The 24,205-nt window shown below is 69.0% G+C and carries 21 protein-coding genes and 1 pseudogene; 10 read left to right on the top strand and 12 right to left on the bottom strand.

The window, feature by feature from the left end:
• Positions 1 to 66: 66 nt before the first annotated feature.
• Entirely contained in the window at positions 67 to 858 is a 792-nt protein-coding gene (locus ACTWP8_RS21330) for a hypothetical protein (RefSeq protein ID WP_443323749.1), read from the bottom strand.
• A 95-nt stretch (positions 859 to 953) separates the two neighbouring features.
• Here ACTWP8_RS21330 and ACTWP8_RS21325 point away from each other — a divergent pair, with 95 nt between their 5' ends.
• The 5 genes from ACTWP8_RS21325 to ACTWP8_RS21305 all read left to right on the top strand — a co-directional run bounded on the left by ACTWP8_RS21325 (position 954) and on the right by ACTWP8_RS21305 (position 9,214).
• Positions 954 to 1,100, top strand: coding sequence for a hypothetical protein (locus ACTWP8_RS21325; RefSeq protein ID WP_443323748.1), 147 nt, complete (start codon positions 954 to 956; stop codon positions 1,098 to 1,100).
• 97 nt (positions 1,101 to 1,197) lie between these two features.
• On the top strand, positions 1,198 to 2,091 hold the full coding sequence (locus ACTWP8_RS21320; RefSeq protein ID WP_443323747.1) for a nucleotidyltransferase domain-containing protein: 894 nt from the start codon (positions 1,198 to 1,200) through the stop codon (positions 2,089 to 2,091).
• A gap of 547 nt (positions 2,092 to 2,638) precedes the next feature.
• On the top strand, positions 2,639 to 3,145 hold the full coding sequence (locus ACTWP8_RS21315; protein ID WP_443323746.1) for an AAA family ATPase: 507 nt from the start codon (positions 2,639 to 2,641) through the stop codon (positions 3,143 to 3,145).
• A 193-nt stretch (positions 3,146 to 3,338) separates the two neighbouring features.
• Complete coding sequence (locus tag ACTWP8_RS21310; RefSeq protein WP_443323745.1) at positions 3,339 to 7,982, top strand: SNF2-related protein; 4,644 nt, start codon at positions 3,339 to 3,341, stop codon at positions 7,980 to 7,982.
• Complete coding sequence (locus ACTWP8_RS21305) at positions 7,979 to 9,214, top strand: hypothetical protein (protein ID WP_443323744.1); 1,236 nt, start codon at positions 7,979 to 7,981, stop codon at positions 9,212 to 9,214. Before ACTWP8_RS21310 ends, ACTWP8_RS21305 begins: the two co-directional genes overlap by 4 nt.
• Positions 9,215 to 9,779: 565 nt before the next feature.
• Here the strand turns inward: ACTWP8_RS21305 and ACTWP8_RS21300 are convergent.
• The gene (locus ACTWP8_RS21300) at positions 9,780 to 10,292 is read right to left on the bottom strand and encodes a hypothetical protein (RefSeq protein WP_443323743.1); all 513 of its coding nucleotides are present in this window, start codon (positions 10,290 to 10,292) and stop codon (positions 9,780 to 9,782) included.
• A gap of 653 nt (positions 10,293 to 10,945) precedes the next feature.
• On the opposite strand from ACTWP8_RS21300, the gene ACTWP8_RS21295 reads away from it, so the two are divergent.
• Complete coding sequence (locus tag ACTWP8_RS21295) at positions 10,946 to 11,482, top strand: hypothetical protein (RefSeq protein ID WP_443323742.1); 537 nt, start codon at positions 10,946 to 10,948, stop codon at positions 11,480 to 11,482.
• Between the two features lie 228 nt (positions 11,483 to 11,710).
• Positions 11,711 to 12,547 (top strand): hypothetical protein, encoded by an 837-nt coding sequence (locus ACTWP8_RS21290; protein WP_443323741.1) that lies wholly within the window; start codon positions 11,711 to 11,713, stop codon positions 12,545 to 12,547.
• Positions 12,548 to 13,061: 514 nt separating this feature from the next.
• On the opposite strand, the gene ku is transcribed toward ACTWP8_RS21290, so the two are convergent.
• Complete coding sequence (gene ku, locus ACTWP8_RS21285) at positions 13,062 to 13,931, bottom strand: non-homologous end joining protein Ku (protein WP_443323740.1); 870 nt, start codon at positions 13,929 to 13,931, stop codon at positions 13,062 to 13,064.
• A 94-nt stretch (positions 13,932 to 14,025) separates the two neighbouring features.
• Between ku and ACTWP8_RS21280 the strand changes: the two genes are divergently transcribed.
• A complete protein-coding gene (locus ACTWP8_RS21280; RefSeq protein ID WP_443323739.1) occupies positions 14,026 to 14,304 on the top strand; it encodes a hypothetical protein in 279 nt (92 codons plus the stop codon).
• A gap of 90 nt (positions 14,305 to 14,394) precedes the next feature.
• Here ACTWP8_RS21280 and ACTWP8_RS21275 read toward each other — a convergent pair whose 3' ends face one another.
• Positions 14,395 to 15,855 carry an FAD-dependent oxidoreductase gene (locus tag ACTWP8_RS21275; protein ID WP_443323738.1) on the bottom strand — a complete coding sequence of 487 codons (1,461 nt, stop codon included), beginning with the start codon at positions 15,853 to 15,855 and terminating at the stop codon, positions 14,395 to 14,397.
• A 324-nt stretch (positions 15,856 to 16,179) separates the two neighbouring features.
• Positions 16,180 to 16,614 (bottom strand): hypothetical protein, encoded by a 435-nt coding sequence (locus ACTWP8_RS21270; RefSeq protein ID WP_443323737.1) that lies wholly within the window; start codon positions 16,612 to 16,614, stop codon positions 16,180 to 16,182.
• Between the two features lie 554 nt (positions 16,615 to 17,168).
• Here ACTWP8_RS21270 and ACTWP8_RS21265 point away from each other — a divergent pair.
• Complete coding sequence (locus ACTWP8_RS21265; RefSeq protein WP_443323881.1) at positions 17,169 to 17,567, top strand: DUF6336 family protein; 399 nt, start codon at positions 17,169 to 17,171, stop codon at positions 17,565 to 17,567.
• 264 nt (positions 17,568 to 17,831) lie between these two features.
• Here ACTWP8_RS21265 and ACTWP8_RS21260 read toward each other — a convergent pair.
• From ACTWP8_RS21260 to ACTWP8_RS21235, 6 genes and pseudogenes are all read right to left on the bottom strand, one after another.
• A pseudogene (locus ACTWP8_RS21260) lies at positions 17,832 to 18,080 on the bottom strand (AAA family ATPase); the annotation flags it as partial.
• A gap of 57 nt (positions 18,081 to 18,137) precedes the next feature.
• Positions 18,138 to 18,668 carry a hypothetical protein gene (locus ACTWP8_RS21255; RefSeq protein ID WP_443323736.1) on the bottom strand — a complete coding sequence of 177 codons (531 nt, stop codon included), beginning with the start codon at positions 18,666 to 18,668 and terminating at the stop codon, positions 18,138 to 18,140.
• 104 nt (positions 18,669 to 18,772) lie between these two features.
• Positions 18,773 to 19,114 carry a hypothetical protein gene (locus tag ACTWP8_RS21250; protein WP_443323735.1) on the bottom strand — a complete coding sequence of 114 codons (342 nt, stop codon included), beginning with the start codon at positions 19,112 to 19,114 and terminating at the stop codon, positions 18,773 to 18,775.
• Positions 19,111 to 19,371: a hypothetical protein gene (locus ACTWP8_RS21245; RefSeq protein WP_443323734.1), complete on the bottom strand. Its 261-nt coding sequence runs from the start codon at positions 19,369 to 19,371 to the stop codon at positions 19,111 to 19,113. The genes ACTWP8_RS21250 and ACTWP8_RS21245 overlap by 4 nt, the downstream gene beginning before the upstream one ends.
• A 256-nt stretch (positions 19,372 to 19,627) precedes the next feature.
• Positions 19,628 to 20,077 (bottom strand): hypothetical protein, encoded by a 450-nt coding sequence (locus tag ACTWP8_RS21240; RefSeq protein WP_443323733.1) that lies wholly within the window; start codon positions 20,075 to 20,077, stop codon positions 19,628 to 19,630.
• 516 nt (positions 20,078 to 20,593) lie between these two features.
• Positions 20,594 to 21,748 (bottom strand): RNA-guided endonuclease InsQ/TnpB family protein, encoded by a 1,155-nt coding sequence (locus ACTWP8_RS21235; protein ID WP_443323732.1) that lies wholly within the window; start codon positions 21,746 to 21,748, stop codon positions 20,594 to 20,596.
• 396 nt (positions 21,749 to 22,144) lie between these two features.
• Here ACTWP8_RS21235 and ACTWP8_RS21230 point away from each other — a divergent pair, with 396 nt between their 5' ends.
• Positions 22,145 to 22,453 carry a hypothetical protein gene (locus ACTWP8_RS21230; RefSeq protein ID WP_443323731.1) on the top strand — a complete coding sequence of 103 codons (309 nt, stop codon included), beginning with the start codon at positions 22,145 to 22,147 and terminating at the stop codon, positions 22,451 to 22,453.
• Between the two features lie 150 nt (positions 22,454 to 22,603).
• Here ACTWP8_RS21230 and ACTWP8_RS21225 read toward each other — a convergent pair whose 3' ends face one another.
• Positions 22,604 to 24,154, bottom strand: a complete 1,551-nt coding sequence (locus ACTWP8_RS21225) for a CocE/NonD family hydrolase (protein ID WP_443323730.1) — start codon at positions 24,152 to 24,154, stop codon at positions 22,604 to 22,606.
• Between the last annotated feature and the right edge of the window lie 51 nt (positions 24,155 to 24,205).

Here is a 24,205-nt window from a genome sequence, read left to right as displayed (position 1 = left end):
AGCAGGGATTGGCCTGTACCGGAGCGGCCCGGCGCTGATGGGTGCCGGGCCGCAACGGCGGTGGGGCTACGCCTCGCCCTGGAGCAGGGCGGCGTACTTGCGGTCGTTCTGGGCGGTGGCACGGTGCTGTTCGGCTTCGGCGCGGTGTTCGTCGGCCAGCGCGGGCTCGGCTGTGACCAGTTGCTCGTAGAGGCCGGCGATCTCGTCGTACGCGGCCGCGTGCCGGAGTACGTTCTCGGCGAGACGGCCGTTGTTCCCCGGGCCGCCGTCCTTCAAGACGCTGTGCTCCTCGTTGACCTCCCTGACCGTCTCGCTCAGCTTCCTGAGCTGGCTGTGCAGGGCACTGCCGCGGGCACGCAGACTGTCCTCGTACGCTTGGGAACCGGGGAAGCGGACGGCGTCCAACCCCGAGGTGACGGCGTGCGGCCGCGAGGGATACACGATCGCGTACCGCTGGTCCGCCTCGGCGGCGTACTCAAGGGTCGTCGCGTAGCTGCTCTCAGTGGGGCGGGCGGTGCGGCCGAGGGAGGCCCAGGCGCGGACGTCCTTGTACCACTTCTCGTGCGCGGACTGCCGGGTTATGCCTGCGGCCGAGCCGATCTGGTCCCAGGTGGTGCCCTGCTCGCGTTCGGCGACCACAGCGCTCGCCACCACCTTGTCGATCTGCTGCTGTAGATCCAGGGCGGCGCGCAGCAGGGAGCCGGGAGGTGCGTCCGGGTGGACCGGCACGGACTTCAGAGCCCTGTCGGCCAGGTTGCAGAGGTCGACGGCATGGGCGACGCGGGATTCGTCGCGAGGGGACAGGGTGGACGGCTCGTTCGGCGTTGAGACCGTGGAGGTGTCTGCCACATCAGTCATGCGCGTCAGGCTATCCCTGACACCTGTTGGCTGTCAGGGATAGCCTGACGAATTCCGCCACACGTCGCGCCCGTGACACCGCATGTGGCGCGGCGGTGCTACGCACCATCGCCGAATCCGAACAGCTCGGCCTGGCCTGCGGCGACCACCACGGGGGCACGCCCATCGACCAGCTCCGCGTCCCCGTTGCCGGCCCCGTCCTGAAGGACGCGCTCGGCCAGCTCACCCATCTCCTCGCCTGAGCCAGGCGGATCCGCGACGGGGGTGAAGTACCGGCCGGGGCGCACCGCTGACGAACACGGCACCTCTACGCTGGCCACCAGGAACGAGGAGGAAGACGTGAAGCGGGCACGGGCCGTTGAACTGATCGAACAGATGCTGCACCGGCTCGACGACAGCCAGGAGTGGCCCATCACCCTCGTACAGCAGGTCTGGCTCTTCGGCAGCTTCGCACGCGGCGCGATCGAACCACACGACGTCGACGTCGCCGTACAGTTCGACCGCGACAAGCGGATGAAAGAGATCGTCATCCAGACGCTGCTCGCCGGACGCGGCAATCCCGACGCCCAGCTGCGCCGCGCCCTGGCCGGAACTTCCCGCGGCCTCCAGATCCAGTTCGACGACTCGGTGCGCGGGCAGCTTGAGTCCGAGGGCACCGTGATGCTGCCGTTGTGGCAACGTGGCGACCCCCTCGAAAAGGCCCTCGACGTCCTGTACGGCATCGCCGAGGACTCCGACGCCGGCCGCGCCGAACGCCACGACATGATCGACGAGTTCATCGGGCTCGACCGCCACATCCCCCGCCCGGTGCGCGCGGAACTAATCAAGTGGCAAGAGCAGGGCCTCATCACCATCGCGAAGGTGACCCTCCCCGATGCGCCGGACACCGACCTGCTCGACGACCCCAACATGCTGTGGAGCTTCCGGCGGTGGAAGCCTGACAGTCCACTGCGGCGCGCGGCCCTCGCCAGCCTGTCCTACCTGCAAGCTCGGGGCGCCGAACTCGACGACATCGACCTGTCCGGTACACGGCTGTGCACCCCGCGCCGCCTGGCCGGGCACCGTAGTGAGCCCGTGTGGTGGATCAACTGGAAGTGGCAGGGCTACCGCGGCATCCCTTACTGCGTCCGCGGGGGCAAGGCGTGGCTCGAGGTAGTCGGGCCGACCCGTACCCGCCCGCTGACCGCGCTGATGATCCAACCGGGGCTGAAGGTCCGTGATCTCCGGGACTGAGGCCGCCGACGGCCGCGCTGCGTGCGACAGCGGCTCCGCTGACCTGGCGCGCCGCACCGGCGCAACTGGTCACCCGGCGACACACTCGGCCGCAGCCTCGCAGCTCATGGTCCGGGGGCAGGTCAACTTCGCACAACTGGCCGTGCGAGCCGGTGATTCGCCAGCATCGTGCACAAGATCCGTCCAACTGTAGTGAACGGAACATCCGCGACCTGGGAAGACGCAGAACGTGATCCGCCAACCAGCGTCCTCGGTCACGCTCCCCCCGTCGATGACGGCGACGGTCAGACGTGGAGCGAGCGTAGGGTGCCGCGAGGTCGCGGCCGGGCCGATCAGGCGGCACTGATCGTGCTGGACGCGTGGCTGTTTCGATGGCCCCTTCCGTGCCACCTGGACGGTCCGGGGCGTGGGCAGGTTTCTCCGTCGTGTCTTCGGCGCGTGACGGACTTCTTTCGCTTCTGGTCAGTTCACGTCATCCAGTAACCCGACACTCTCTGGGTGCTGCAATGGGAATGGCTCTGCGGTCGCAGGGAAGAGGAAGAGGGCCATGAATGTATCCACGGGCCTCCCCCAGGACGGATTGGGCGAGCGTCTGGCCGATACGATCAGTGTCGGCGCGCTGATGTCCGTCACCGGCACCACGGCGTCCGCGGCGGCGGCCGCCGTGGACGGCGCACTCGACGCCGAGCGGCCGATCGTACGGATGCGCCTCGGCGCGGCGGAGTTCTCGGTCGCACGGCCGGAGTTCATCCGGCAGTTCGCTACCGAGCTGGGCCTTGGAGGCCGAGAGACGCAGCCTCGGCGGTTGGCCGACGTCGCGAACCAGGTCGAGGATGAACTGGCCCGCCGCGAGGCGGTTCTGGTGGTCCACGGTGCCGACCGGATGCTCACCGAGGCGCTGGAGTGGCTCTACAGCAGCTGGAGCCGGGCCGCTCCCGCCGCCCGGCTCGCGGTCGTGTTCACCGGGGCCCCGGCGTTCGACCGGATCCTTAATCAGCCCGTGCTCGCCAGTCTGAAGAGCTGCATCTTCATTCACCATCGCGTCACGGCGTGACGCGATGTGGCAGCAGCGGAAGCGTGGTTGAAACAAGATCTGCGAGAGCCTGCTCGAGGGCTGCCCGTGAGGCGATGGACCTCACCCCCTACTTATCGTGTGGCTCAAGGGGCCTCGCGCACTCGCGCACCGCGCCGGTGACAGGCCGAGGGAAAGGCAGTCCGTACAGGCGGGCGAGAAAGGGGCATGTAGCGTGGCCGACTCCGGGCGTGAGGCCGTGGATGTGGTTCCCGCGGGCCGAAGGGCGGGAGACGGATCGCAGAGGGAGTGGCTGAAGCGACGCGCCCAGGACGAGGAACGCCAGCTGCTGCAGGCCGGTGGCACTGATTCTTTCTCGGCCCTGGATGCCCGGGGGTTTCGGCGGCTGCTGGTGCGAGCCTGCGCGGATCGGCTGTTCACCCCGGCGCTGTGTGCCGAGGCGGCGCGGCGGGCTGCGGGCGGGCGGCTGACCACACGCGACGTGCGGCTGATTCTCCTGGAGGCGGTCGGCGATGCGGCTGCGGAGAACGCCCGGCACGCCGTGTGGGATGCGATAGTGCGGCGGCCGCAGGACGCGACTGCGGTGTTGACCTCGCACGACCAGGCCAGCGGCGGCGGGGCGCTGTTGATGCGGACCGAGCGCCGTGAGGTGGGCCACGAGGGGCAGGCGTGCTGGCGCAGCTCCGGGAGGCTCGTGCATGGCGTGGTGGTGCGCGCTGATCAGAGCAAGACGGTCCTGCACCTGGCCGCACTCAGCCTGTTGGGGCATCTCAGCGGGGTACAGCCGGTGCCCCAGGTGCCCGTGGTTGACGCGGGCTGGGAACCGGTCACCGGTACTCCCGGGATGCCTGCACAGCGCGTAGGCGCCGGGGAGACGGCCTCGTCTGCCTTCCACGAACAGCTCAGGCAGATGTGCGCGCACCCGGTGACAGCTCCCGCGGTGGTGACGGAGGTAGCGGCGCGGGCCAGGGCCGGAACACTGCAGCCGCGGGACGTTTACGTGGTGCTGTTCGAGGCCCGGGCCGAGCAGTGGGCTCCGGCCCGGCAGGCCGCGATCGAGGCCGCGGCGCTGCGCGGGGTGGCGCCCAGTGTGCTCGCCCTGCATGCGGCGGCCGCGAAACAGCCCCAACCCCAGTACATGTACCGGACGGTGGGCGAGTTCTCGCCGCCGCGCTTCACGTGCACCAGCTCCTACGATCCCGGCGACGGCCTGCTGGCCGTGGACTGCGAGGTGAGGCGGACCAAGAACCAGGCCCGCGACGGTGCGGCCCTGGGCATGCTGGAAAGGATCACCGGCCTCGAGGCGCCTGAGCTCGAGCCGGTGGTCGGGGAGCCGCCGGTGCTTGGGCTGCAGCCGGGCAAGAACCCCGTCAGCGCGCTGCACGAACTGGCACAGATCGAGGTCATCACCGACCTCGACTTCCACGTCACGAGCACCGTGAGCGGCAAGCAGCCCTTGTTCACGTGCGTGGCGTCCTGCACCAAGGCCGGGAGCGCGTGGACGGCAACGGGACAGGGCGTGGGTAAGAACAGCGCCCGGGAGGAAGCAGCCGGCGCGCTGCTGCAGCAGCTGGCCGCCGACGGCTCTCCGCCCTCCACTGCGCCTGCCCCGGCGGCGGGCCAGACGGTGTCGGTGATCCCGAAGCTCAAGCCGGGCAAGAACCCGGCCTCCGCCGTGCACGAACTGGTGCAGATCGAGGTCATCACCGACCTCGACTTCGCGTACGAGGAGACGGGCAAGCCGTCCTTCACGTGCACGGCCTCCTGCCGCCATGCCGGGCAGGTGGTCCAGGGCACCGGGCGCGGCCGGAGTAAGAAGATGGCCCGCGAAGCCTCCTGCCGCGACCTACTGACCCGGCTCACCCTGATCGCCGCCCCACCGGAGCGGCAGACCGCCACCGAGCCCGACGGCGCTGCGGCGGACGGCGCCCACGGCCGCCCCGAACCCGCCCACGCGCTTGCCGCCTGGCCCGTCCTGTCCGGCCCGGAGGCGGCCGAGACGACCCGAGCCGTGGTGCGGCTGCTGGGCGAGGGCGCGGCGCTGACCGCGGACATCGAGCACGGCACCCGCATGCTGCTGTACCGACCGGACGGGGAGCCGCTCCCCGAACCGTGCCACACGGCGCTGTCGGGCACGGTCGAACTCATCCTGCCCGGCATGGGAGTTGCGGTGCGCCGGATGCCAGTCGAGGTCTGGCAGGTGCCCTGGCGAGTGCTCGTCAACGCGCTGGCCGCCCTGAACCATGCCGGTCAGCGGGTGCACCCCACCGCGACGGTGTGGTGGCAGGTGCTGCGGCTGGGCCTGGAAGCGATCGCGGGCGAGCAGGTGTATCCGGGCGTGGACCAGGACGGCCACGACGTGTGGCGGCTGGGCCCGCTGACGTCGGGCCAGCGTGATCGTGCCCGGCAGCTGGCCCGCTCGATGCCGGCGCACGCCCACTGTCTGCCACTGCCGGCCACGAAGCCCCCGTACCGGCTGTGGGCGCCGCAGGTGGTGCTGCGCCGGGTCTTCGACGCGCTGGCCGACGCGCTGGTGCGCTCCCCCGGCGCTGCGGCCGTCCACGGCCCCGGCCCCTACACCAGCCCCGCGCCCCGGCCCCAGGGCACGCAGCTGCGGGACTGGGGCGAGAGCGTCGAGCAGCTCGCCGACCCCCACGCCCCCTCGCTGGTGCTGAGCATCAAGCCGCCGCCCGCGAACAGTCCCGCCGACACCGAGCTGCTGTGGGCCGTCCTGCGGATCAAGACCAGCGGCACCGACGGCCAGGCACGCGTGCTGGACGCCTCGGTCGCGCTGCCCGAGTCCGGAGCCGACCCCCACCTGCTGGGGCAGGTCCGCCGTCGGCTGCGTACCGGCGCGCGGGCCTGGCCGCCGCTGCAGCGCCTGCTGGAGAGTGACCGCCCCGGCCGGTGCACCATCCGTGCGGTCGAGGCCGCGCTGCTGCTGGGCGAGATGGGCGCCGAACTCGCCCGCCTGGGCATCGAGATCTCCTGGCCCAACCGGTGGCCGCAGGCGCTCGGGGTGCGCACCGTGGTCGGCTCCCGCTCGACACCTTCGACGCCGGATCGTGGGAGTGCGCCGCACCGCTTCGCCCTGGACAACGTCCTGGACTTCCGCTGGCAGCTGACCGTCGACGGCGAGAACCTCACCGACACCGAGATGGACGCCATCGCGGGCAGCGGGCACGCCCTGGTCCAGGTCCGCCAGCGCTGGCTGTTGATCACCGAGCAGACCGCGCAACGCGCCGCCCACCGCCAACTCGACCCGCTGCCGGCCGCGGACGCGCTCACCGCTGCCCTGAGTGGCAGCATCTCCATCGACGGAGTACTGCACAGTTGCGAGCCGGCCGACGCCCTGGCCGACCTGGTGGAGTTCCTGCGGGCGGGCACGCACCAGCCCGTCGCCATCCCCGCCGCGCTGCGCGCCGAGCTGCGCGACTACCAAGTCCGCGGGCTGGCCTGGCTGGCGAACACCACCCGGATGGGCTTCGGCGCCCTGTACGCCGACGACATGGGCACGGGCAAGTCTCTGGCCGCTCTCGCCCTGCACCTGCACCGCCGCGAAACCACCCCCCGCACCGCGCCCACGCTGATCATCTGCCCTGCCTCCATGCTCACCGGCTGGGAACGCGAGATCGGCCGCTTCGCGCCCACCACCTCCGTCCGCCGCTACCACGGCACCGACCGCACACTGGACGACATCACCAGCGACACGGTTCTGATCACCACGTATGGGACGCTGCTGCGTGACGGCGACATCCTGGCGGCCCAGTCCTTCGACCTCGTCATCGCCGACGAGGCGCAGCACGTCAAGAACCACCTGTCGGCGACCGCCCGCACCCTAAGGCGCCTGGTCTGCAGCGCGCGCGTCGCATTGACCGGCACCCCGCTGGAGAACCGGCTCGAGGACCTCTGGGCGCTCATGGACTGGCTCAACCCGGGCCTGTTCGGCACCCTCCGCGCCTTCAACGAACGCTACGGCGTGCCCGTCGAGCACGACCCCGCCCACTCCCCGGCCACTGCGCGCCTGGCCCGCCTCCTGGGCCCGTTCATGCTGCGCCGCCGCAAGAGCGACGCCCACATCCTCAAGGAACTGCCCGACAAGGTCACCAACCACCGCTATGTCCGGCTCAGCGGCGAACAGGTCACCCTGTACGAGGCGGTGGCGCGCGAGGCGATGGAGCAGATCCGCGCCAGCGACTCCATCCAGCGCCGCGGACTCGTGCTGACCCTGCTGCGGCAGCTGCGGCAGATCTGCAACACCCCCGCCCACTACCTGCGCGAGACCCCCTCCCTGGAGGGCTACGACCCGGATGCCGCCGCGGCGCGGTCGGGCAAGCTCGCCGCCCTCGACGAGCTGATCGCCCAGATCCAGGAGACGTCCGAGTCGGCCCTAGTGTTCACCAACTTCGCGGCCATGGGCCGACTGCTGGTCACCCACCTGAAGGCGCGCGGCATCACCGAGCCGCTCTTCTTCCACGGCCGCATCCCCCCAGGCCGGGCCCGGCAACAGCTCGTCGACGCCTTCCAGACCCGCCACAGCCCCCTCATGGTCCTCACCATCAAGGCCGCCGGCACCGGCCTGAGCCTCACCGAGGCCGCGCACGTCGTGCTGTTCGACCGCCCCTGGAACCCCGCCGTCGAGACACAGGCCGTCGACCGCGCACACCGCATCGGCCAGACCAAGAGCCTCCAAGTCCACTACCTGACCAGTGAATTCTCCATCGAGGACCGGATCGACGCGCTCCTGGAACACAAGCGAGCGCTGGCAGATGCGGTCCTGTCCGGCGGGGAGACCGCACTGACCGAGCTGACCGACGGCGAGCTCGCCGACCTCATCACGCTGGGAGGCCGCGCATGACCGCCGCCAACTCGCCCGCCGCGTGGGCCGATACCTTCGAACACGCGCACAAGCAGGCCACCTCCAGCCACACCGTCCTGCTCCAGGGCTACGCCGTCCACCTCTCCGGCGACCTCGGCCCCTTGGACGTGACCCAGGGGCAGGCCAGTGCCCTCGTCACCCCCCGCCACGGTGAACCCTGCCAGGCCGTCATCCACATCATCGCGCTCTCCGAGGCCGAGCAGGACACCCTCACCGACGCACTTGCAGCCAGCCGCCACCGCGACGCCGTCCTGGGCGGCAATCTCCCGCCCGCTCTCCTGCGCCCCGAGGCCACCGGGGACGTCACCCTGGCCCCCGCGCCCGAGCAGATCTCCTTCACCTGCGCCTGCCGCCAGGCCCCCTGCCAGCACACTGCCGCCCTCGGCCACGCGCTCGCCCAGCACCTGCGCGCCCACCCCGCGGCCTGGCTCACCCTGCGCGGCCTGCCGAGCAACCGCCTGGCCACACGACTGCGCCGCCCCGCCCCCCGCTCCACCCCGTCCCCGGCCTCCTCCGCCCCGGTGAAGGACACCCCCGCCGCTGCCCCCAGCAGGGCGTACCTCAGCGCCCATCAGGCCTACCAGGCCCAACCCGCCTCTATGCCCAAAGGGCCCACCATCGCCGACGGCGAGAGTGCCCAGCCACTCCTCCACCACCCCGACCTTGCCCCACCGCCCCCGCAAGCCCCCAGCCTGGACCAGCTCCGCCGCCTCACCGCCGAGGCCGCACGCCAGGCCGCCGCCCTCTTGGCCGACGGCACTTCGCTGGAGAGCGACCCCGTCACCGACGCCGTCCGCCACACCGCCAACCTCCCGCCAGGCCGGCGAACCGACGACACCGCCTACCGGCTCGGTCTCGAACCGCCCGTCCTGCGCAGCCTGCTGACCGCGCACAGCTACGGCGGCACGCCCGCCGTGCACACCGCCCTGCACCCACAGCCAGCCCCGGCCGACGTCCTGAACGCCGCCGTCAAGGCCATCACCCCGCTGCGGCCCGCCTCCCGCATCCCCCTGGCCGCCCGCGGCAACCAGATCACCGACCCCGCTCTGGGCATCGCGCTCCGCTTCGGCCCCGACGCGCGCTGGTACCCCTTCAGCGCCAGTGAGCAGGACTGGGAATGCCTCGCCGCACCCGCCACCGACCCGGCCACCGCCTACCGCGCAGCCCTCGCGGCGAAACGCTCGCGCGCCCGGGCCTCGCTGCGTTCCTGACATCCGCGTCACGCGATGCGGTTGCCTGGCCGTATCGTCGTCCTGGCGCACTTCGCTGGTGTGTACCGCGGCTGGGCCCACCTCCAGTCGAGGGTGAACCGAGCGGCCGCTCGGATGCGAACGTAACTGGTCGTGCCGGCATGTCCTTGAACCCCCGTACCCTCCCTGGCGCTCGCTGTGGTGGGACGGCACCGCGGGGAGAGGCGCAGGAGCTCGTCATCTGATCTCCTCCGTGGTTACTCCGCCCCGTTGACAACTTCAGGGCAGAGAGGAAACGGACTCCTGCGACGCAGGGCAGGGAAAGCCGATTCGTGACTTCGGCGTCTTGCAGCGGCTCCACCGAGGCGACTACATGTGGCCCCATTTCGTGAAGATCGTTACGAAGCGTTCCGACCCCTCACCGTTCTGGATCTTCATAGAGTGGGACCAGTTGGAGTCGCACTCCAACAGAGCACGAAGGCGCCCCACGCCCATGTCGATGGCGCGGCCCACCCCCTGTGCCGGTCAGCCGGTCGATGAGTCCCATCCTTACGCCGAGGCGGCGAGTCAGGGAGGATGGCCAGCCTCACAGCTTGCCGAAGACCACTCCGCGCCATGTCCAGCCCGCCTTGAGGACCGCTTTCCGCAGGGGGCTTCGCAGCTCCGCGCCGTCGAAGCGGAAAGTCTCCGTTGCTTCGAGGCGGCCGCTGTCCCCGCGTTCGATCGTCCAGTGGCGGGAGACGGTCCTGTCCGGCCCGCGCGAGTACTCCGACGAAATCTGAAGCCTCGGCGGATTCCCGACTCGGGTGACCTCCAACTGCTCCTCGAGGGCGCGGACCTCATAGTCCTCCTGGACCAGGCGCATCCGAATCCGGACAGCGCGAGTCAGCTGGGACTCGATGAACAAGGTCTGCCAGGCGGGCTCCGCCATCCGCCACTCCGCCATAAGGTCGGCGTCATCCGCGGCGCCGTCGCGGATGACGTACGGCACATCGGGCCGGTTGAGGCTGAGCAGGGCGGTCCGCACCTCCTCGGCTGAGCCTGGCGCGACACCGTCGGCGGGGCGTTGGGTTCCGGTCAGCTTGTCGAAGAGTCCCATGGAATCAACCTAGTACTCCAGTCTGGTTTCGCGATCTTGCGGTCGGCCCGGCCATCAATGGGTACAACCACGGCGTGATCATTGGGGGTTGTGGACTCCTGACACTGGCCGGTTCACCGAAGAGGGCGCGGACTCCGTCCGGCAGACGGTTGCTCGGATTGGCCTCGATGTCCGGGCACCAGCCGATCACTGAAACCAGGGCATCGGAGTCAGGGCCCAGCCTGGTCGGCCGCACGTTGCGCGCGCAGGAGATCCGCGCGCCATCGTCCCCGCAACAGCAGCACGTGCCCCCACCCCCCGCGCCACCAGGTCCACGCCCCTGATAGCCCCACCGCGCGCCGTGCGGGGTGGTTTTGACCGCGAGCCCGTACATAGCCACCCGTCGCCGGAGCAGGAGGTGCACTCGCTCCCCGGCGGCGCGGTCGCGCCCGCAGGGCGGAACGCATGCGGGGATACAGAAGGTGCAGCTCCCGCCCGGCGGGAGGGACGTCAAGACCGCTCGACCGGCTGGACAGGCCGGTGCAGGATGGGCCGCTGATCCCTCGATCCGTTACCCCGACTGGCGCCGCGCACATGGCAGGAAGACGATGACAACTCAGGACAGCCTTCAGCGCCGACGGCGCCTCGGCCTCACAGCCCTCATAGCCGCAGCCTTGCTCGGCAGCCTCACCGGCGCGTGCAGCAGTGCCGGCTCCGGCGGCTCCTCCAACACGACCGCCCCGGCATCCGGGAAGCCGCTCCGGCTTGGCCAGCCCAGTCCAGAGGAGCAGGAGATTTCGCGGTACAGCAAAACCGGGAAGTTCATCATCACGCCCGTGAAGGTCGTCGAGGGTGAGCAGGAAGACCTGCGTGAGCTCGGTGATGATGACAAGTACGCGGGCAAGAAGGTCGTCTGGGTCTACGTGAATGCCAAGCTCGTCGACGGCGATGCGGTCAAGGGCCCCATGGTGATGACCGACGTCGGGGCCCAAGCCGGGGCGGGTGTCCAGGCCTCGCCCCTGATCCTCATCGGTGATCTGAGCAGTAGGCCCAAAGACTGCGTCAGCGAGGACCTCGAGGCGACCTGGAAGCAGGGCGATAGCCGCACCGCGTGCGCGGCCTACCTGATGCCCTCCGGCTCTAAGGTCACCCATGTCACCTACTCGGCCGGCTTCTACAAAGAGCCCCTCCAGTGGTCTGTGCCGCAATGACGTTGACCGGCAGTCCTTACGTGCGTAGACAGGTGAAGGTCCTACGCCGGGCGGCGTTGTATGTCGTCATGCCGCTGGTACTCATCGTCGTCGCGGGCTACAGCTGGTACCGGCTGAGCGACACTGGCAAGGGCTGGCGCTACGAGGACAAGCTGGCGACATACTGCGACGGCTTGATCCCCCCATGACGAGTCCGCCATCTTCACCCGCCTCGAGACGGAGGCCGGCTTGCCGTACGACGAGCGGCGTAGCTTCGGGGACGATCGCTTCAACTACTGCCGGGTCGCCGACCTGACAGTGATCATCGGTCTGGTACCCAAAGGTGCCGACGGATCCGACTCGGGTGCCGGTGAGGTGTTCGACGAGCTGGACTCGGGCACGGCGGACGCCCTTCCCGTGGCCCTGGGTGGCGGCTGGCACGGCTATACGGACATGTGTAACACCGGCGTCGTGCTGTCGTGTGACAACAAGCCTGCCTCCGTTGTCGTATCGATTGCCAGCGATGAGTCGCACGAGAGTCCGGGCGGGGCCCGTGTCATGGGCGAGCTTGCTGCGGCGACCGCGGTCAAGGCGGCTGACCGCTGGTCGTGCGAGGCCCGGCGGGGAGGACGGATCCCCCCGGTGCCGGCGCCAGAAGGGGAGTTCTCCTCATACGCCCGGGCCACGGGCACGTGCCAGGGCATCCCGCTCCGCGGGCACGAGGAGACGATCCACTGGCTCAAGGAGACGAAGTCGACCGGCACTGCCCCTCTGGAAAGGTGCGTGCTGGGCGAGTCCAAGGCGCGTGACGAGCCTCTGTACTGGCTGGAGGCCGGGTTCGGCCCCTACGCTCAACGCCTTCGGTCAGAGACCGATGAACCGGATCGACTGAACGCGGACGCGGGTATCGCACGCGACGGGGCGTGGGCGAGCGCCACGTGTCCCGGCGCCGTACGAGCGATCTTCCGTATCGGCGCGACCGAGTACGCCTATCCGCAAAAGGGCTTTCTCCTCACGTCCTTGCGCGGGTTCGCCGAACGTTCGGCGAGGCAGCACGGCTGTACGGACCTGAAGTTGCCGGGCTGATCGCCTGGTCTCGTCTCCAGCCCTGGTGGACCACCGCTGGCACCAGCGCCCAGTGCGACAGGGTCCAGCGCCTGGCCCGCTGCGGGTCCGGCGAGGGCCGGGGTCCGACGGTGCGTGGTGACACCGCGTTGGCCGGCGTCCCAACGGCAAGACCTGGGACGACATCCTTGCCTGATCTGCGGCCCTTCTATCACCGGCGACACTCCGCCCGCCCCAGCGCAGGTTTCCCGACGCTTCGCCGAGCACGTCATGGCCCATGCCGCCGCCCCGGTGCTCGGGCCCCTGGTCCCCTACGGCTATCGGCGTACGAACTACTACTTCGGGAGTGGTGGGGATGCCACCGGGCCCTCCTATTTCGGCGGTCATCGCCACGCCCGGGCATATCGCCACCAAGCTGGACAAAGAGCAGGCCCCAAAGGGGCCACTACCCCGCCGTACTGGCAGGCTTTCGCGCGGTCCTCGCTCCCGTCTAGGCCTCCAGTTTTGACTCCTCGACCCTTGATCCGGCGAGCGGTCAGGCCCGCTTCCTGGACTTGGACGACGACTTCTTGGCCACCTTCTTGGCCGCCGACTTCTTCGCGCCGGTCTCCTTCGGCTGCCCGCCCCGTGCCGCCCGTTGCTCGCTCACGGACTTCTCCAGAGCCGCCATGAGGTCGACAACCCGCGGAGCCTTCTCGGCCGGTTCCTCCGCCTTAGGCACCGGCCGGTGTTCCAACTTCGCCGTCACGACCTCCTCGAGGGCCCGCGTGTACTCATCGTGCAGCGCGTCCTCGGGCACCTCGTCCATGGTGTCCATGAGAGCCAGAGCGGCCTGCAGCTCCTGGTTGCTGAGCTTGACGTCCTGCTCGGGGGCCATGCCCTCGTGGGGGCGGATCTCGTCCGGCCAGAGCATGGTGTGCATCGTCAGCGCGCCCTGGTGGATGCGGATCGCGGCCAGGGACTCGCGGCCGCGGAGGGCGACCTTGCCGACCGCGACCTTGCCCGACCGCTCGAGCGCGTCCCGCAGCAGCACATACGGCTTCGCCGCGGCCGTACCGTCGGCTACGAGATAGTAGGCCTTGTCGAGCTGCAGCGGGTCGATGGTCTCGGCGGACATGAACGCGATGATCTCGAAGGTCTTGGCGGTAGGGATGGGCAGCTGGTCGAAGTCCTCGTCAGTCAGCGGCACGACCTGATCGCGGCCGACGGGGTAGGCACTGACGATGTCCTCCAGAGGAATTTCTTGCCCGTCGAGCTCGCAGACCCTGCGGTTGCGTACGCGTCCGTTGTCCGCCTTGTGGACGCGGTGCAAGGTGATGTCGTGCGACTCGGTGGCGCCGACGACCTGGATGGGGATCGTTACCAGGCCGAAGCTGATCGCGCCCTTCCACAACGATCGCGGCATGACAGCACCTTTCATCCATTTCTGTCATGCTATGCGCATTTTTGGAACGTTGGCTCTCTCGTTGGCGCGGGGCGGAGCGTGGCCCTCACCTGGCTTGGCGGCGGGGTGCGAGGCTCGCGGGGCCGACGGCGCCGGGGCCGAACCGGCGGTTGGCGCGGTCGATGGCGGGTTCGACCTGGAGGCGGTTCTCGCGCGCCCGGTCCAGGGTGAGCTGCTGAGCGGCCGCCTCGGCGGGGGTAAGGCGCTCGGCTCGGAGGGCGACGGCGCGGACGCGGGCGCGCTGGAGTCCGAGGGCGTCGAAGGCCGAAGCGCGCGAGTTCGCAGAATCCTGGAGCTAATCCGCTCGGAACCCGTGCGCCTGCTGCCTGTCTGAAGTGGCAGTGCGCACGGGTTCAGGTCCTGGATCGTTTAGCTCTTGCAGCCGCAACCGCCCGCGAGGGATCGGGCGGCGCATCGCGCTGGGTTACGGGGAGGTACGGGGCGTAGCCACCGCGTTGCGTTCCGAGGGGGCGCTCACCTTGCGCCTAGCCCGTCCTCGCTGCAGCCAGCCGCTGATGGTGTGCCGCAGCGCCAACAGCCCCACGACGAGGTCCAGTCCGGCAAGTCGCGCCAGGAGCTGAATGCGCTCGGCCCTGTACTTGCAGTCCTCGTACGGGATGGTCGTGTGCTGCACTGCGTAGGAGAGCGACATGGCGCGATCGCCGAGGAGCCGGTGGAGGAGCTCGGTCACCTCCCGGCGAGCGAGCACGTGGGGGCGGCGCGTGCCCTCCCGGAGCATGTCGAAATTCTTCTGGGAGAGGTCCGCCAGCACGTCCCGGTGGGGCTTGCGGCGCTCCTGGTAGGTCGCGAGCGCCATGCCCCAGTCTTCGGGATGCGCAGCAAGGCATTCGTCGAGGACGAGGGAACCTTCGAGACCCGCGTTCATACCCTGTCCGTAGAACGGCACAACGGCAGCAGCCGCATCCCCGACGATCACGACCTTGTCGGCGAACCGCCAGGACGAGGTCTTGACAGTGGGGAACCCGGACGGCGAGCCGTGCAGAAACTGCTCGGCCAGGTTTGGCATGTACGGCACGACGTCGTTGAAGTGCCGATTGAAGAAGTCGGTCACGGCGGCTGACGTGGTCAGACTCTCGAAGCTGTCCTCGCCCGAGACTGGCAACACGATCACCGCGTTGAACGAGCCGTCCCTGTTGGGGATGGCGAACATCAGGAACTTGCCTCCCGGCCAGGCATGAAACGCATGGCGCGCCAGGACTCCCGACTCAGCAGCCTCGGCAGTGACGGTGAGCTCCGTATAGCGCCACGGAAGGTAGTCAACGCTGAAGTCGGCGAGCTGACTCCGGTGCATCTGTCGTCGGACGATCGAGGCAGCCCCGTCGGCGCCGACGACGAGATCGGATTGGACCTGGCGATGCTGCCCTGTCTGCGGATCAACGACGGTGATGGTCGCGACGGCCGGGTCCAGCTTCGTGCAGCGGTGCCCGAAGCGCAGGCGGAGGTTGGGCTCCTGGCTGGCCGCGTCGACGAGGTACCTCGTCAGAGCGGTCCGGGACACGGCCTGCAGGGGGCGGCCGTAGACCAGCCGGCTGGTGCGGCGGGCTGTGTGCACGACGCGCTCGTGCAGTGGTGTGCACAGCTCCTCCAGTACCTGTGCTTCCAGGCCGAGAACACGCAGCGCGGCTTGCCCACGCTCCGAGATCGTGAGGTTGATCGACTTACCGCGCTGAGCCCCCGCGTAGCGAGGATCCGGCCGCGCTTCGAAGAGCTCCACGCGGTGTCCGCGGCGCGCGAGCAGGATGGCCAGGAAGAGGCCGACGGGCCCGCCGCCGACGATCGTGATCACCTTCCTTCCTGCGGCGTGGCCGGCGGCCTGCATAACGTCGGCCTCTTCGTGCGAATTCTTGAGATTGATGGTGGTCATGTCTTCCTCCTTGGAATCCGGGGGTTGGATCTGCAAGGAAACCATTCATCGTGTGCGTATCGATGAGTCGGTCCGCGGAAGTCATGGGAGGAGTTTGGTTAACCACTCCTCCTTCGCGCACCTCCAAGATCACCGATACCATAGTTGAGAAGCATGTCCGGCTTGATGCCGTTGCTGAAATGGTTGAAGGGTCCACGAGTAAGAGGCGTGATTATGGCCCTTACCGAAGAGATCAAGAAGGTCGCCCGCGCCCGTTCTGTTGCAGTCCCAGAAACGGGCGTCTACAGCCTGATACGAGAAGCTCCAGGACTGCGAGAGCTACCGTCAGTGCAGGCAGCGGGAACCGATCCTCTTGCGCAGTATGAGGCGATCAACGCGATAGTCGAGGCTGCCGTGGAGCGACTCGGCGCCGATGACATCGGAGCAGCCAAGGCCCTGCTTGGCATGACAGAGTCGACTAACGGGGCACCCTGGCAAGTCCGCCAGCGAGAGGCAGGGGCGGCTTATCGCAAAACGTGGGAGACGTTCCGGCGCACACCTCAGAAACGTCTGCTGGAGCGCATCGCCAGGGAGATTTGCCCTGCCAATCACAAGCTTCCAGCCGAGCCGGAAGTAACCGCCTTCAAACCATGCCCAGAGCTCGATCGAGAGTTGATCGAGTACGTGCACACCGCTAAGCCTGACGCTGCCCGGCTCCTCGAATACAGCTGCTTCACTGCAAAAAGCATCCTGCTTGCGCTTCGTGACGTAGGCTGTCACACCAGGCTCCTCGTGGCCCATCCCCTCAGTATTCAGGATGGCTTTCAGAGGCGGCGTATCCAGGCGACATTGGACGACATCTTCGATGTCGAGTTCGCAAGTTGCCGCAACCTTCTTGATGTCCGCTTTTACTCAACGCCACCCTCACTCCGGGGGCGCAGATTTGGCGAGCGAGTAACTCTCGGCTGGTACACCTACCGCGACGACAACGATCTTGACGTTGATGACCCACGGCAGGTCCTGACATGGGGTCACGACAATGCCCTCGTTGCGGCTGACGCGCGTACCGAGCAAGGAGCGTGGCTCGCCCTTTGGTTTGAGCGGGAATTTGATTGCCTCTGGGAGCATCGCAAGACTGGTACTGACCCCGCCTCTCTACCTTCGGTACTCCAGCAGCCAACAACGTCCGCGACTGGACACCCCCAAGCTCATCCGGGGCGAATGAGTCGGCAGTCGGGTCGAAGCCGTCGGAGAGGGCGGTGACCGCAAGACGTCGACTTGCCAGGCACAACAGCAGTTCCTGGACAACGTCGTCGGCGAGGCGGGCCGCCTCGATGTGCTGCGGGCGATGCCCGGCGCCCAGTCCCTCACCTCGGACAGGAACACGAACCCGCCCTGCTGTCCTCATGGAACGGTCCGGTTCTATCGGAGGCAGCCGCGGCATCGCCGACCACCACGACCGACAAGTGTTCCTCTCTGCCGTCGGTGGTATCGGCCTGCTCTTCGGTGCGAGCGTGCTCTTCGTCGGTGCTGGCTTCTGGTGGGCCAGCGCGGGCGACATCCGGCGCTGGCGGGACTGGCGCACCATCACCGGACAGACCACCGCGGTCACCGTCGTCGGCCCGCCGTTTGTACGTCTGGGCATGCTTCTGCTCGTCCTCGGGCCTGCCGCCATCGGTCTGCATCACGTCGTGGACGCCGCCCCGTACGGCAGCTGGATGCACAGCTACTAATAAAGGCGCAGGGCAACAGCCCGCCCCGGTCTGCTGGTCACGACCCGTGGAAGGAGGGAGCGGCCGGGCGGTGCCCGGCCGGTTCGGTGTCGACCTGGTACACCGCGGCGAAGCCCTCCGCGCGCAGGACCTGCGCCGTGGCGGCCTGCGCGAGGGTGTACTGCCAGAGCAGCGTGTCGTCCGGGACACGCCGGTTGCGTAGCCGCAGCCGGTTGCGCGCCCGGCAGGTCTCCAGGCTGGTGAGGAAGCGCGGCGGTGCTGGCGGGCGTGCTCCAGCAGGCCGTGTCTGACCCGGCCCTCCACGTTCGTGGAGTCGACCAGCACGGTACGTCCGGCGCCCAGGTGCTCCGCCAGCAGCTCGTTCTGCCGGGCGACGGCGGCCGGGGTCACGCTCTGGCTGCCTGCGTTGCCGCTGATTTCACGGCGCAGAGCGTCGAGGCAGACCACCGCGTCCACGGAGACGCTGGCGGCGAAGGTGGACTTACCCGCCCCGCCGGGGCCGATGGCGACCACGAGCGTGCCGGGCGGCAGGTCGAGCGGTGTCTCGTCCAACGGTGTCCTCCGAGCGGGTCAGGTGCGGCGCGGGTCGCAGTCGGGGCAGGCGAGGCTGTCGGCGGGGTGGGGCCCTTGGTCGACGGGCACCCAGGTGCGGGTGTGGCGGCTGCGGCCACGCATCGCCTCGGTCCGCCGCGGTGTCCACTCGGTCGGCACGTGGTGCTCGGGCAGGTCGGGGACGCGGCCGTCGCAGGCCACGCACCTGCGGTAGACCAACGGCTCGTTGACCAGCCAGTCGGTCCGGTCGCCCGGCTCGGTGGCGTCGACCAGGCGCAGACCGGCGGCCTTGTCCCAGCCCGCTGGCCGGGCACGGTCCGGGGCGTAGTAGTCCGAGACGACGCATCCGGGGCCCAGGACGCGCCCGGCGACGCGCTCCAGGCGCCGGGCGTCGAACTCGCCGGGTTCGGTGAGGTGCCACCGGCCGAACCCGCCGGACTGCCACACCAGGCGCATCGGGCGATCGAGCTGGACACCGGTCTGGCCGAGGGTGACGACGCGCCCCTCGATGGGGCAGCGGTACCGGCCCCGGCCCCGGCCGGCCGCCACTCCCTGGAGGGGGACACGGCACGTCGGGCACTGGTATTTGCTGATCTTTTCACCGCGGCGAACGCGGACGTTGTGGGTGTCCGTGCACTGCGGGCAGCGTCCGTTCACAGCGGCCTCCCGTCGCAGTCGACGTACCCGTCGGCGGAGCGGTGGGGCTCGCTGCAGTCGGCGTGTGCCGCGTCGCGGTTGTCCTCGTCGTCGGGGCCGTCCTGGGCGGCCAGTTCGGCGGTCGCCTCGATGTCGATGTCTCCGGTGCCGTGGAAGATGATCGTGGCGCCGTCCTCGTCGACCTCACTGTAGGAGGGGAGCTGGGCGTCATCGGCGTCGCCGGTGCCGTAGGTGCGACGGTGGCACTTCGGGCAGCGCCAGATGCCCTCGCCCTCGACCTCGAACGGCTCCGTGGGGTGCGCGCAGTTCGGGCACGGCGGCGTGGGGAGCATCGTCATGTCTGCTCACCACCAGTCATCTTCTCGGCTGCGGCGGTCCGTTCACCGCGCTCGGCCGGGTCCTCCGGGGCGTGTTCCTCGGCTGCCGGGGGCGCCAGGCGCAGCTTCAGTGGCGGGGTGGTCGGTTTCTTGTGCGCGCCCGGGCAGGGGGTACCGAACGTCTCGTGGCGGTGCATGGGCAGCCGCCCGTCCATCAGCGGCCGGAAGACGGCCAGTAGGCCCGCCGTGCACTTCTCCCGGGCCGGGCAGAGCACCATGCCGACGAAGGGTTCGTAGTCGGTGTAGCCGGTCTTAGCGCCTCGGCACGCTTCTGCTCCATCCGCGCGTACGTCGGGTCCGGCTCCGGCCGGGGCGAGGTGCCCCCTGGCAGCGGGGCGCGGTGCAGGGCGAGCAGCTCGGTCAGCCGGGCGACCTCGGCGAGCGCGGCGTGCAGGTGCGCCGCCCAGCTGCCGGGCGCCGGGTCAGGCGTCGCCGCGGCGGCGGCCCGGGCGGCCTCTAACGGGCTCAGGGGGGTCAAGTCGGCTCCTTCCGGCCGGAGTTGTCGATGCGGGCGAAGGCCTCCCGGAAGACGGCCACGTTCTCGCTGGTCATCTCGTAGCGGATGGCGCGCTGCCAGGAGGGGTTGTCGGGGTCGTAGAGCGGGGTGATGGGCTGCGGGGTGCCGTCGGGCCAGTGCCCTTCGCGTACGCCGCGCGGCACCGCGCGGGACAGGGCGATGGTCGGGCCGCGCAGTCCGCGGTCGAACTCCTCGCGCAGGACGTCGGCGTCCTTGGAGCCGTCGGCGTCGACGACCATCCGGGCGAAGGCGCGGGCCACGGCGGGCAGCGAGCGCAGGTAGTGCTCCGCCCGGTCGACGGTCCACTCGGTGCCGACCGTGAGAGTCAGCTCGTCGCGGTGCTCGGCGACGAGCGCGAGCAGCTTGCGCTCGAACTCCTCCGACGCGCCCTCAATGGTGATCTTCATGGGCGCTTCCGGTGGATTCTTGCCGTGTTCTTCTTGTTCTCCATGACAGCTGAGTGTGCCGGACGGTCCGCGAGCCCGTCAATGTAGCCCAAGGAGAACATGGCCAGATTTCTATACCCGCTCGGGCGAACCGATGGCACGGTGCGTCTCGCCTCGGATAATGTGCCGTGGCTGGGGTTGCCTGATCCGGCTGATCACTTCCACGGGGGAACGGAGCGCCATGGCAGCGTCCTTCCCTCTCCCCCCTCTGCGCGCTCGTCGTCTGCCGAGGCGAGATGAGCGGAGGCGTACTGACTCCGAGGAACGGGATACGTGAGTTGCTCCGTCCGTCGAACGGGCGCGGCAGTTGCCGGGGTGAGGAGGCGTTGGAAGCCTGTCGGCCTCAGCCGACCTGATCCACGTCGACGACCGGACCGTCACCCCGCACCTGGGAAGGTTCTCCGTCAACTACCTCGGGGCTGAGGCCCGAGGCTTGTAAGTCCTGTCCACCACTGGCTGTGGTGTCTGGCCTGCGTCCTACACCTTGAAAGTGTTGGGGCGGTTGACTGCGCCCCGCTGCCACACAGCCTCGCCACGGTGGGCGATGTTGCGGGAGCCGTTGCGGTCCGCGTGCATGACCGCTCCGCAGGAGCGGCACGCGAACCAGGCCTGGGACACCCGGTTGGTGCGGTGGGTGTGCCAGCACTCGCAGCACTGGCGGGAGGTGTTGCGCGGGTCCACGTGGACCACGGGCACACCTGCCCGCCGTGCCTTGTACTCGACGAACGCGCCGAGCTGGGCGAAGGCCCACGAGTGCAGCCAGTACCGCTGTTCCTTCCTGGCCGTAACCCTCTGCCGGATGCCCTTCAGTTCTTCCAGGGCGACCCCGCGCGAGGTGCGTTCAGCGGTCTTGACGATTCTCTTGGCGATGCGGTGGTTGGTGTCGGCGGCGAACCGGGCCTCGCGGCGGCGGATGCTCTTCAGTCTACGCTTGGCGCTTTTGGTGCCCTTGGCCTGCAACTTCTGGCGCAGGCGGTTCATGCGCCGCCGGTAGCGGTTCACCTTCCGCCCGGACATGATCTTTCCGTCCGAGGTGGTGGCGATGTTGACGATGCCGAGGTCCACGCCGAGGAAGCCGTCAGGCTCGTACGCTGGGGGTTCGGGCAGGTCGACAGTGGCGACGAGATAGAACGTCCCGTCACGCATCATCAGGTCGGACTCACCCTTGCGGTGCTGGAGCATCTTCAGTGCCCCGGGCGAGCATACGAACGGCACGCCCTTGATCCGGCCCGCGACGGTCCAGATGGAGACGGTCTGCTCGTCCAGGTTCCAGGTAAGGCACCGGTCGTCGAACGGCTGGGCGGCGTCCTCGCGGAAGACGATCGCCTTGCACTCCGCTTTGCGCCGGGCCTTGCCGGTCAGGTGGCCGGCCTTGATGTTCCCGGCCATGGTCGCGTAGGCGTCCACGACCTTCTTCACCACCCGCACCGCCGGCTGCGCCGACAGATCGAAGGTGGCTTTGAGGTCGTAGTACACCTCCTCCTGCAACTCGTTGCGGCGCTTGAGGCCCTTGTCAAACGCCACCGTGGAGACCCAGTTGGCGCCCCGGTTGCAGGCACGCAGGGTCGCGGCCAGCGTGTCGGCGTCATGAGCCGATCGGAGCCACAATTTCACCTCCGCAACAATCTTCACACAGATCACCCTAAGCCCGAACGGAGTAGATCAACTCGGCGCCGCCCTGAGTGCCTTGTGCTACGCAGCGATGCTGCGGCGCTCCGCGCCGCACGGCCGGGGAAGCCATTCCTCCCCGACCGGCACCCGTTGCCCACCCCAGCTCAGCTCGATCATCCGGGTCCGCATCACCAGATCCCGGGGGCGCCTTGCGGGCCCGCGCCAGTCGACGGACAACCGCCTGCTCGTACTCGTCACGGCTTGGCCGTGCCCGTAACACCATCAACCAGCACCCGAACCACCCCGCCACCAGCACATATACCCTGCACATGGCTGCCTGGGTGGGGGTTGACCTCAAGTCCGGTTGAGCTTCTAGGTTCGGGGGCGCCGATGTCGATGTACCGGAGAGGAACGGCCATGAGGACGCTGGTACTTGGAAGAACGCCCGCCAGGGTGACGGAGGTGCTGGCGACGCTGCGCGCGGACGGCTTTGACGCGGAGGGAGTGAGCACCGACGAGGAGGCCCGAAAGCTGTTGGAGACCGAGGAGTTCGGGGTGCTGATCGTTGGCGGGGGTGTGGAGCCGGATTCCCGCGCAGCGATCAAGGAGTTCGCGGCAAAGCACCGGGTGCGGCGGGTGATCGACGGCGCGCTGACGGAGCCGTTCGACGCCTACGTACGGCGGGAGTTCGAGCCGCTGATCCGGGAGGCCGCCTCCAAGGGGTGACGGCCATGGAGCACCAGCGTCAGCCCTGACCTGACGAAGCACTACTAGCTCAGTAGCCGACCGTCCTCCCGAGCGGCCGTACCGGAAGTCTGGGGCGGGCAGGTCCGGGGCTCCGCTCCTCTGGGCTGCGCGGCCCGCCCCGGAGGCCAATTACCTCGGCGGTGTCGGCACCGACACGTTCACCTCGACGCCAAGCCGCACCGGCCCGCTGCGCGGCGCGGCGTACGACGCGCTGCTGGTGGCCACCTGCAGGTCGAGGTGGTGGCCGGCAGGCAGGCTATACGCGACACCCGAGAGGTCCAGCGAGAGCTGCCGCGGGTGGGTGGACAGCTCCTCTACCCGTACCGCCTGCTCCTGCAGATTGACGACTTCACCGGACTCGCGGTCGACCAGCTTGAGGAACAGGTCTGCCGCGGGCGCGCCCGTTCCGGTGAGGCTCAGCGTCGCCTTGGGCATGCCGAATAGTTCCATGCCGCCGGCCGGCGCCGTAACGATGGGTACGGTCAGCGCGGTCGGGTCACCCGGCTGCGAGGGTGTCGCGGTGAGCCCCCGCCCGCTGGTGGGCACGCCGGTGCCGACCAGCGAACCCGAGCCGCCGCCGGTGACGGAGGCGGACGTGGGCACGTCGGTGAGGCCGCGGAAGCCGTGCGTATTTGTGCGGTATTCCACGGCGGGTCCGGTCCCGGTTTGGCGGTTGCCTTTCAAGTAGCGGTCGAACCAGGTGAGAATGGCCTGGTCGAGATGGGCCCGGTCGTCCACCGGCGTGTAGGAGTCCGGGCAGGCGACATGTCCGCCGCAATAGACGATTAGCTTCGAGGGCGCGTGCTGGGATCGGACGTGACGGAAGTTGCTCACTGCCTCGTTGATGTTGAAGAGAGTGTCCACACTGCCTTGCATGAGCAGTGTGGGTACGTCGACGGGGTGTTTGTCGCTGTATCCGGCCATGCTGCGCGACTTGAAGAACTGGTTAGTCGACTCGCTGGGCCCGTTGTTGACCAGCAGGTCGGCGTGCGCCTGCTGGAGGTCGTTGGAGTACGAGCCGGTCTGAATGCCCGTCTCGTTGGTCGGGTTGAGGCCGCGCGTGAGCGCTGTGGCGAAGCCGAGCTCGAAGAGGAGTTCGTCCCAGCCGGACTTGACCACGTTGTGGGGGAACAGTGAGTAGCGCAGGTCGTGCCAGGTGATCTCGGGCGCGATGGCGTCGATGCGCTCATCGAAGGCTGCGGTGACGAGCTGGATGCCGCCCGCGTACGAGCCCCCGGAGAAGCCGACGATCGGGTCACCCGGCCGCTCTTTCTTGATCTCCGGGCGCTGCGTGGCCCAGTCGAGTAGGGCGCTGGCGTCGAGGCGCTCCACGTTGGGCGCGTTGACGTGGGTCTCCCCACCGGACTTGCCGAAGCCGCGGCTGTCCCAGGTGAGTACGGCGTAACCGTCGTGGACAAGTTTGCTCAGGGTCCCGGTGTCGAGTTCGGTCTGTCCCGTGCCGCCCCAGCCGTGCGTGCGCATGACAAGCGGTACTGGGTGGTGGCTCGAGGCTCCCGGTGGAAGGAAGAGGGTCGAGTAGATCGGCACCCCGTCGAAGGAGTGGATGACGTGGTGCTCGATCGTCGGGGTGGGGGTCTCCGACGCGGCGGAAGGGGCGAGCAGCACACCGAGGACGAGGGCGAGCGCACCGGCGATTACTGCGGCTGTGCGTGCACGCATGGCGTGTTACCTCCATTTGCGAGGAGGTTGGCCTGGGAATCGGTCCTAGGC

This window comes from Streptomyces sp. 7N604 (genome assembly GCF_052245475.1).
Lineage (GTDB): Bacteria > Actinomycetota > Actinomycetes > Streptomycetales > Streptomycetaceae > Streptomyces.
The sequence above is the reverse complement of the archived record's forward strand: the minus strand, read 5'-3'. Positions and strand labels throughout refer to the sequence as shown.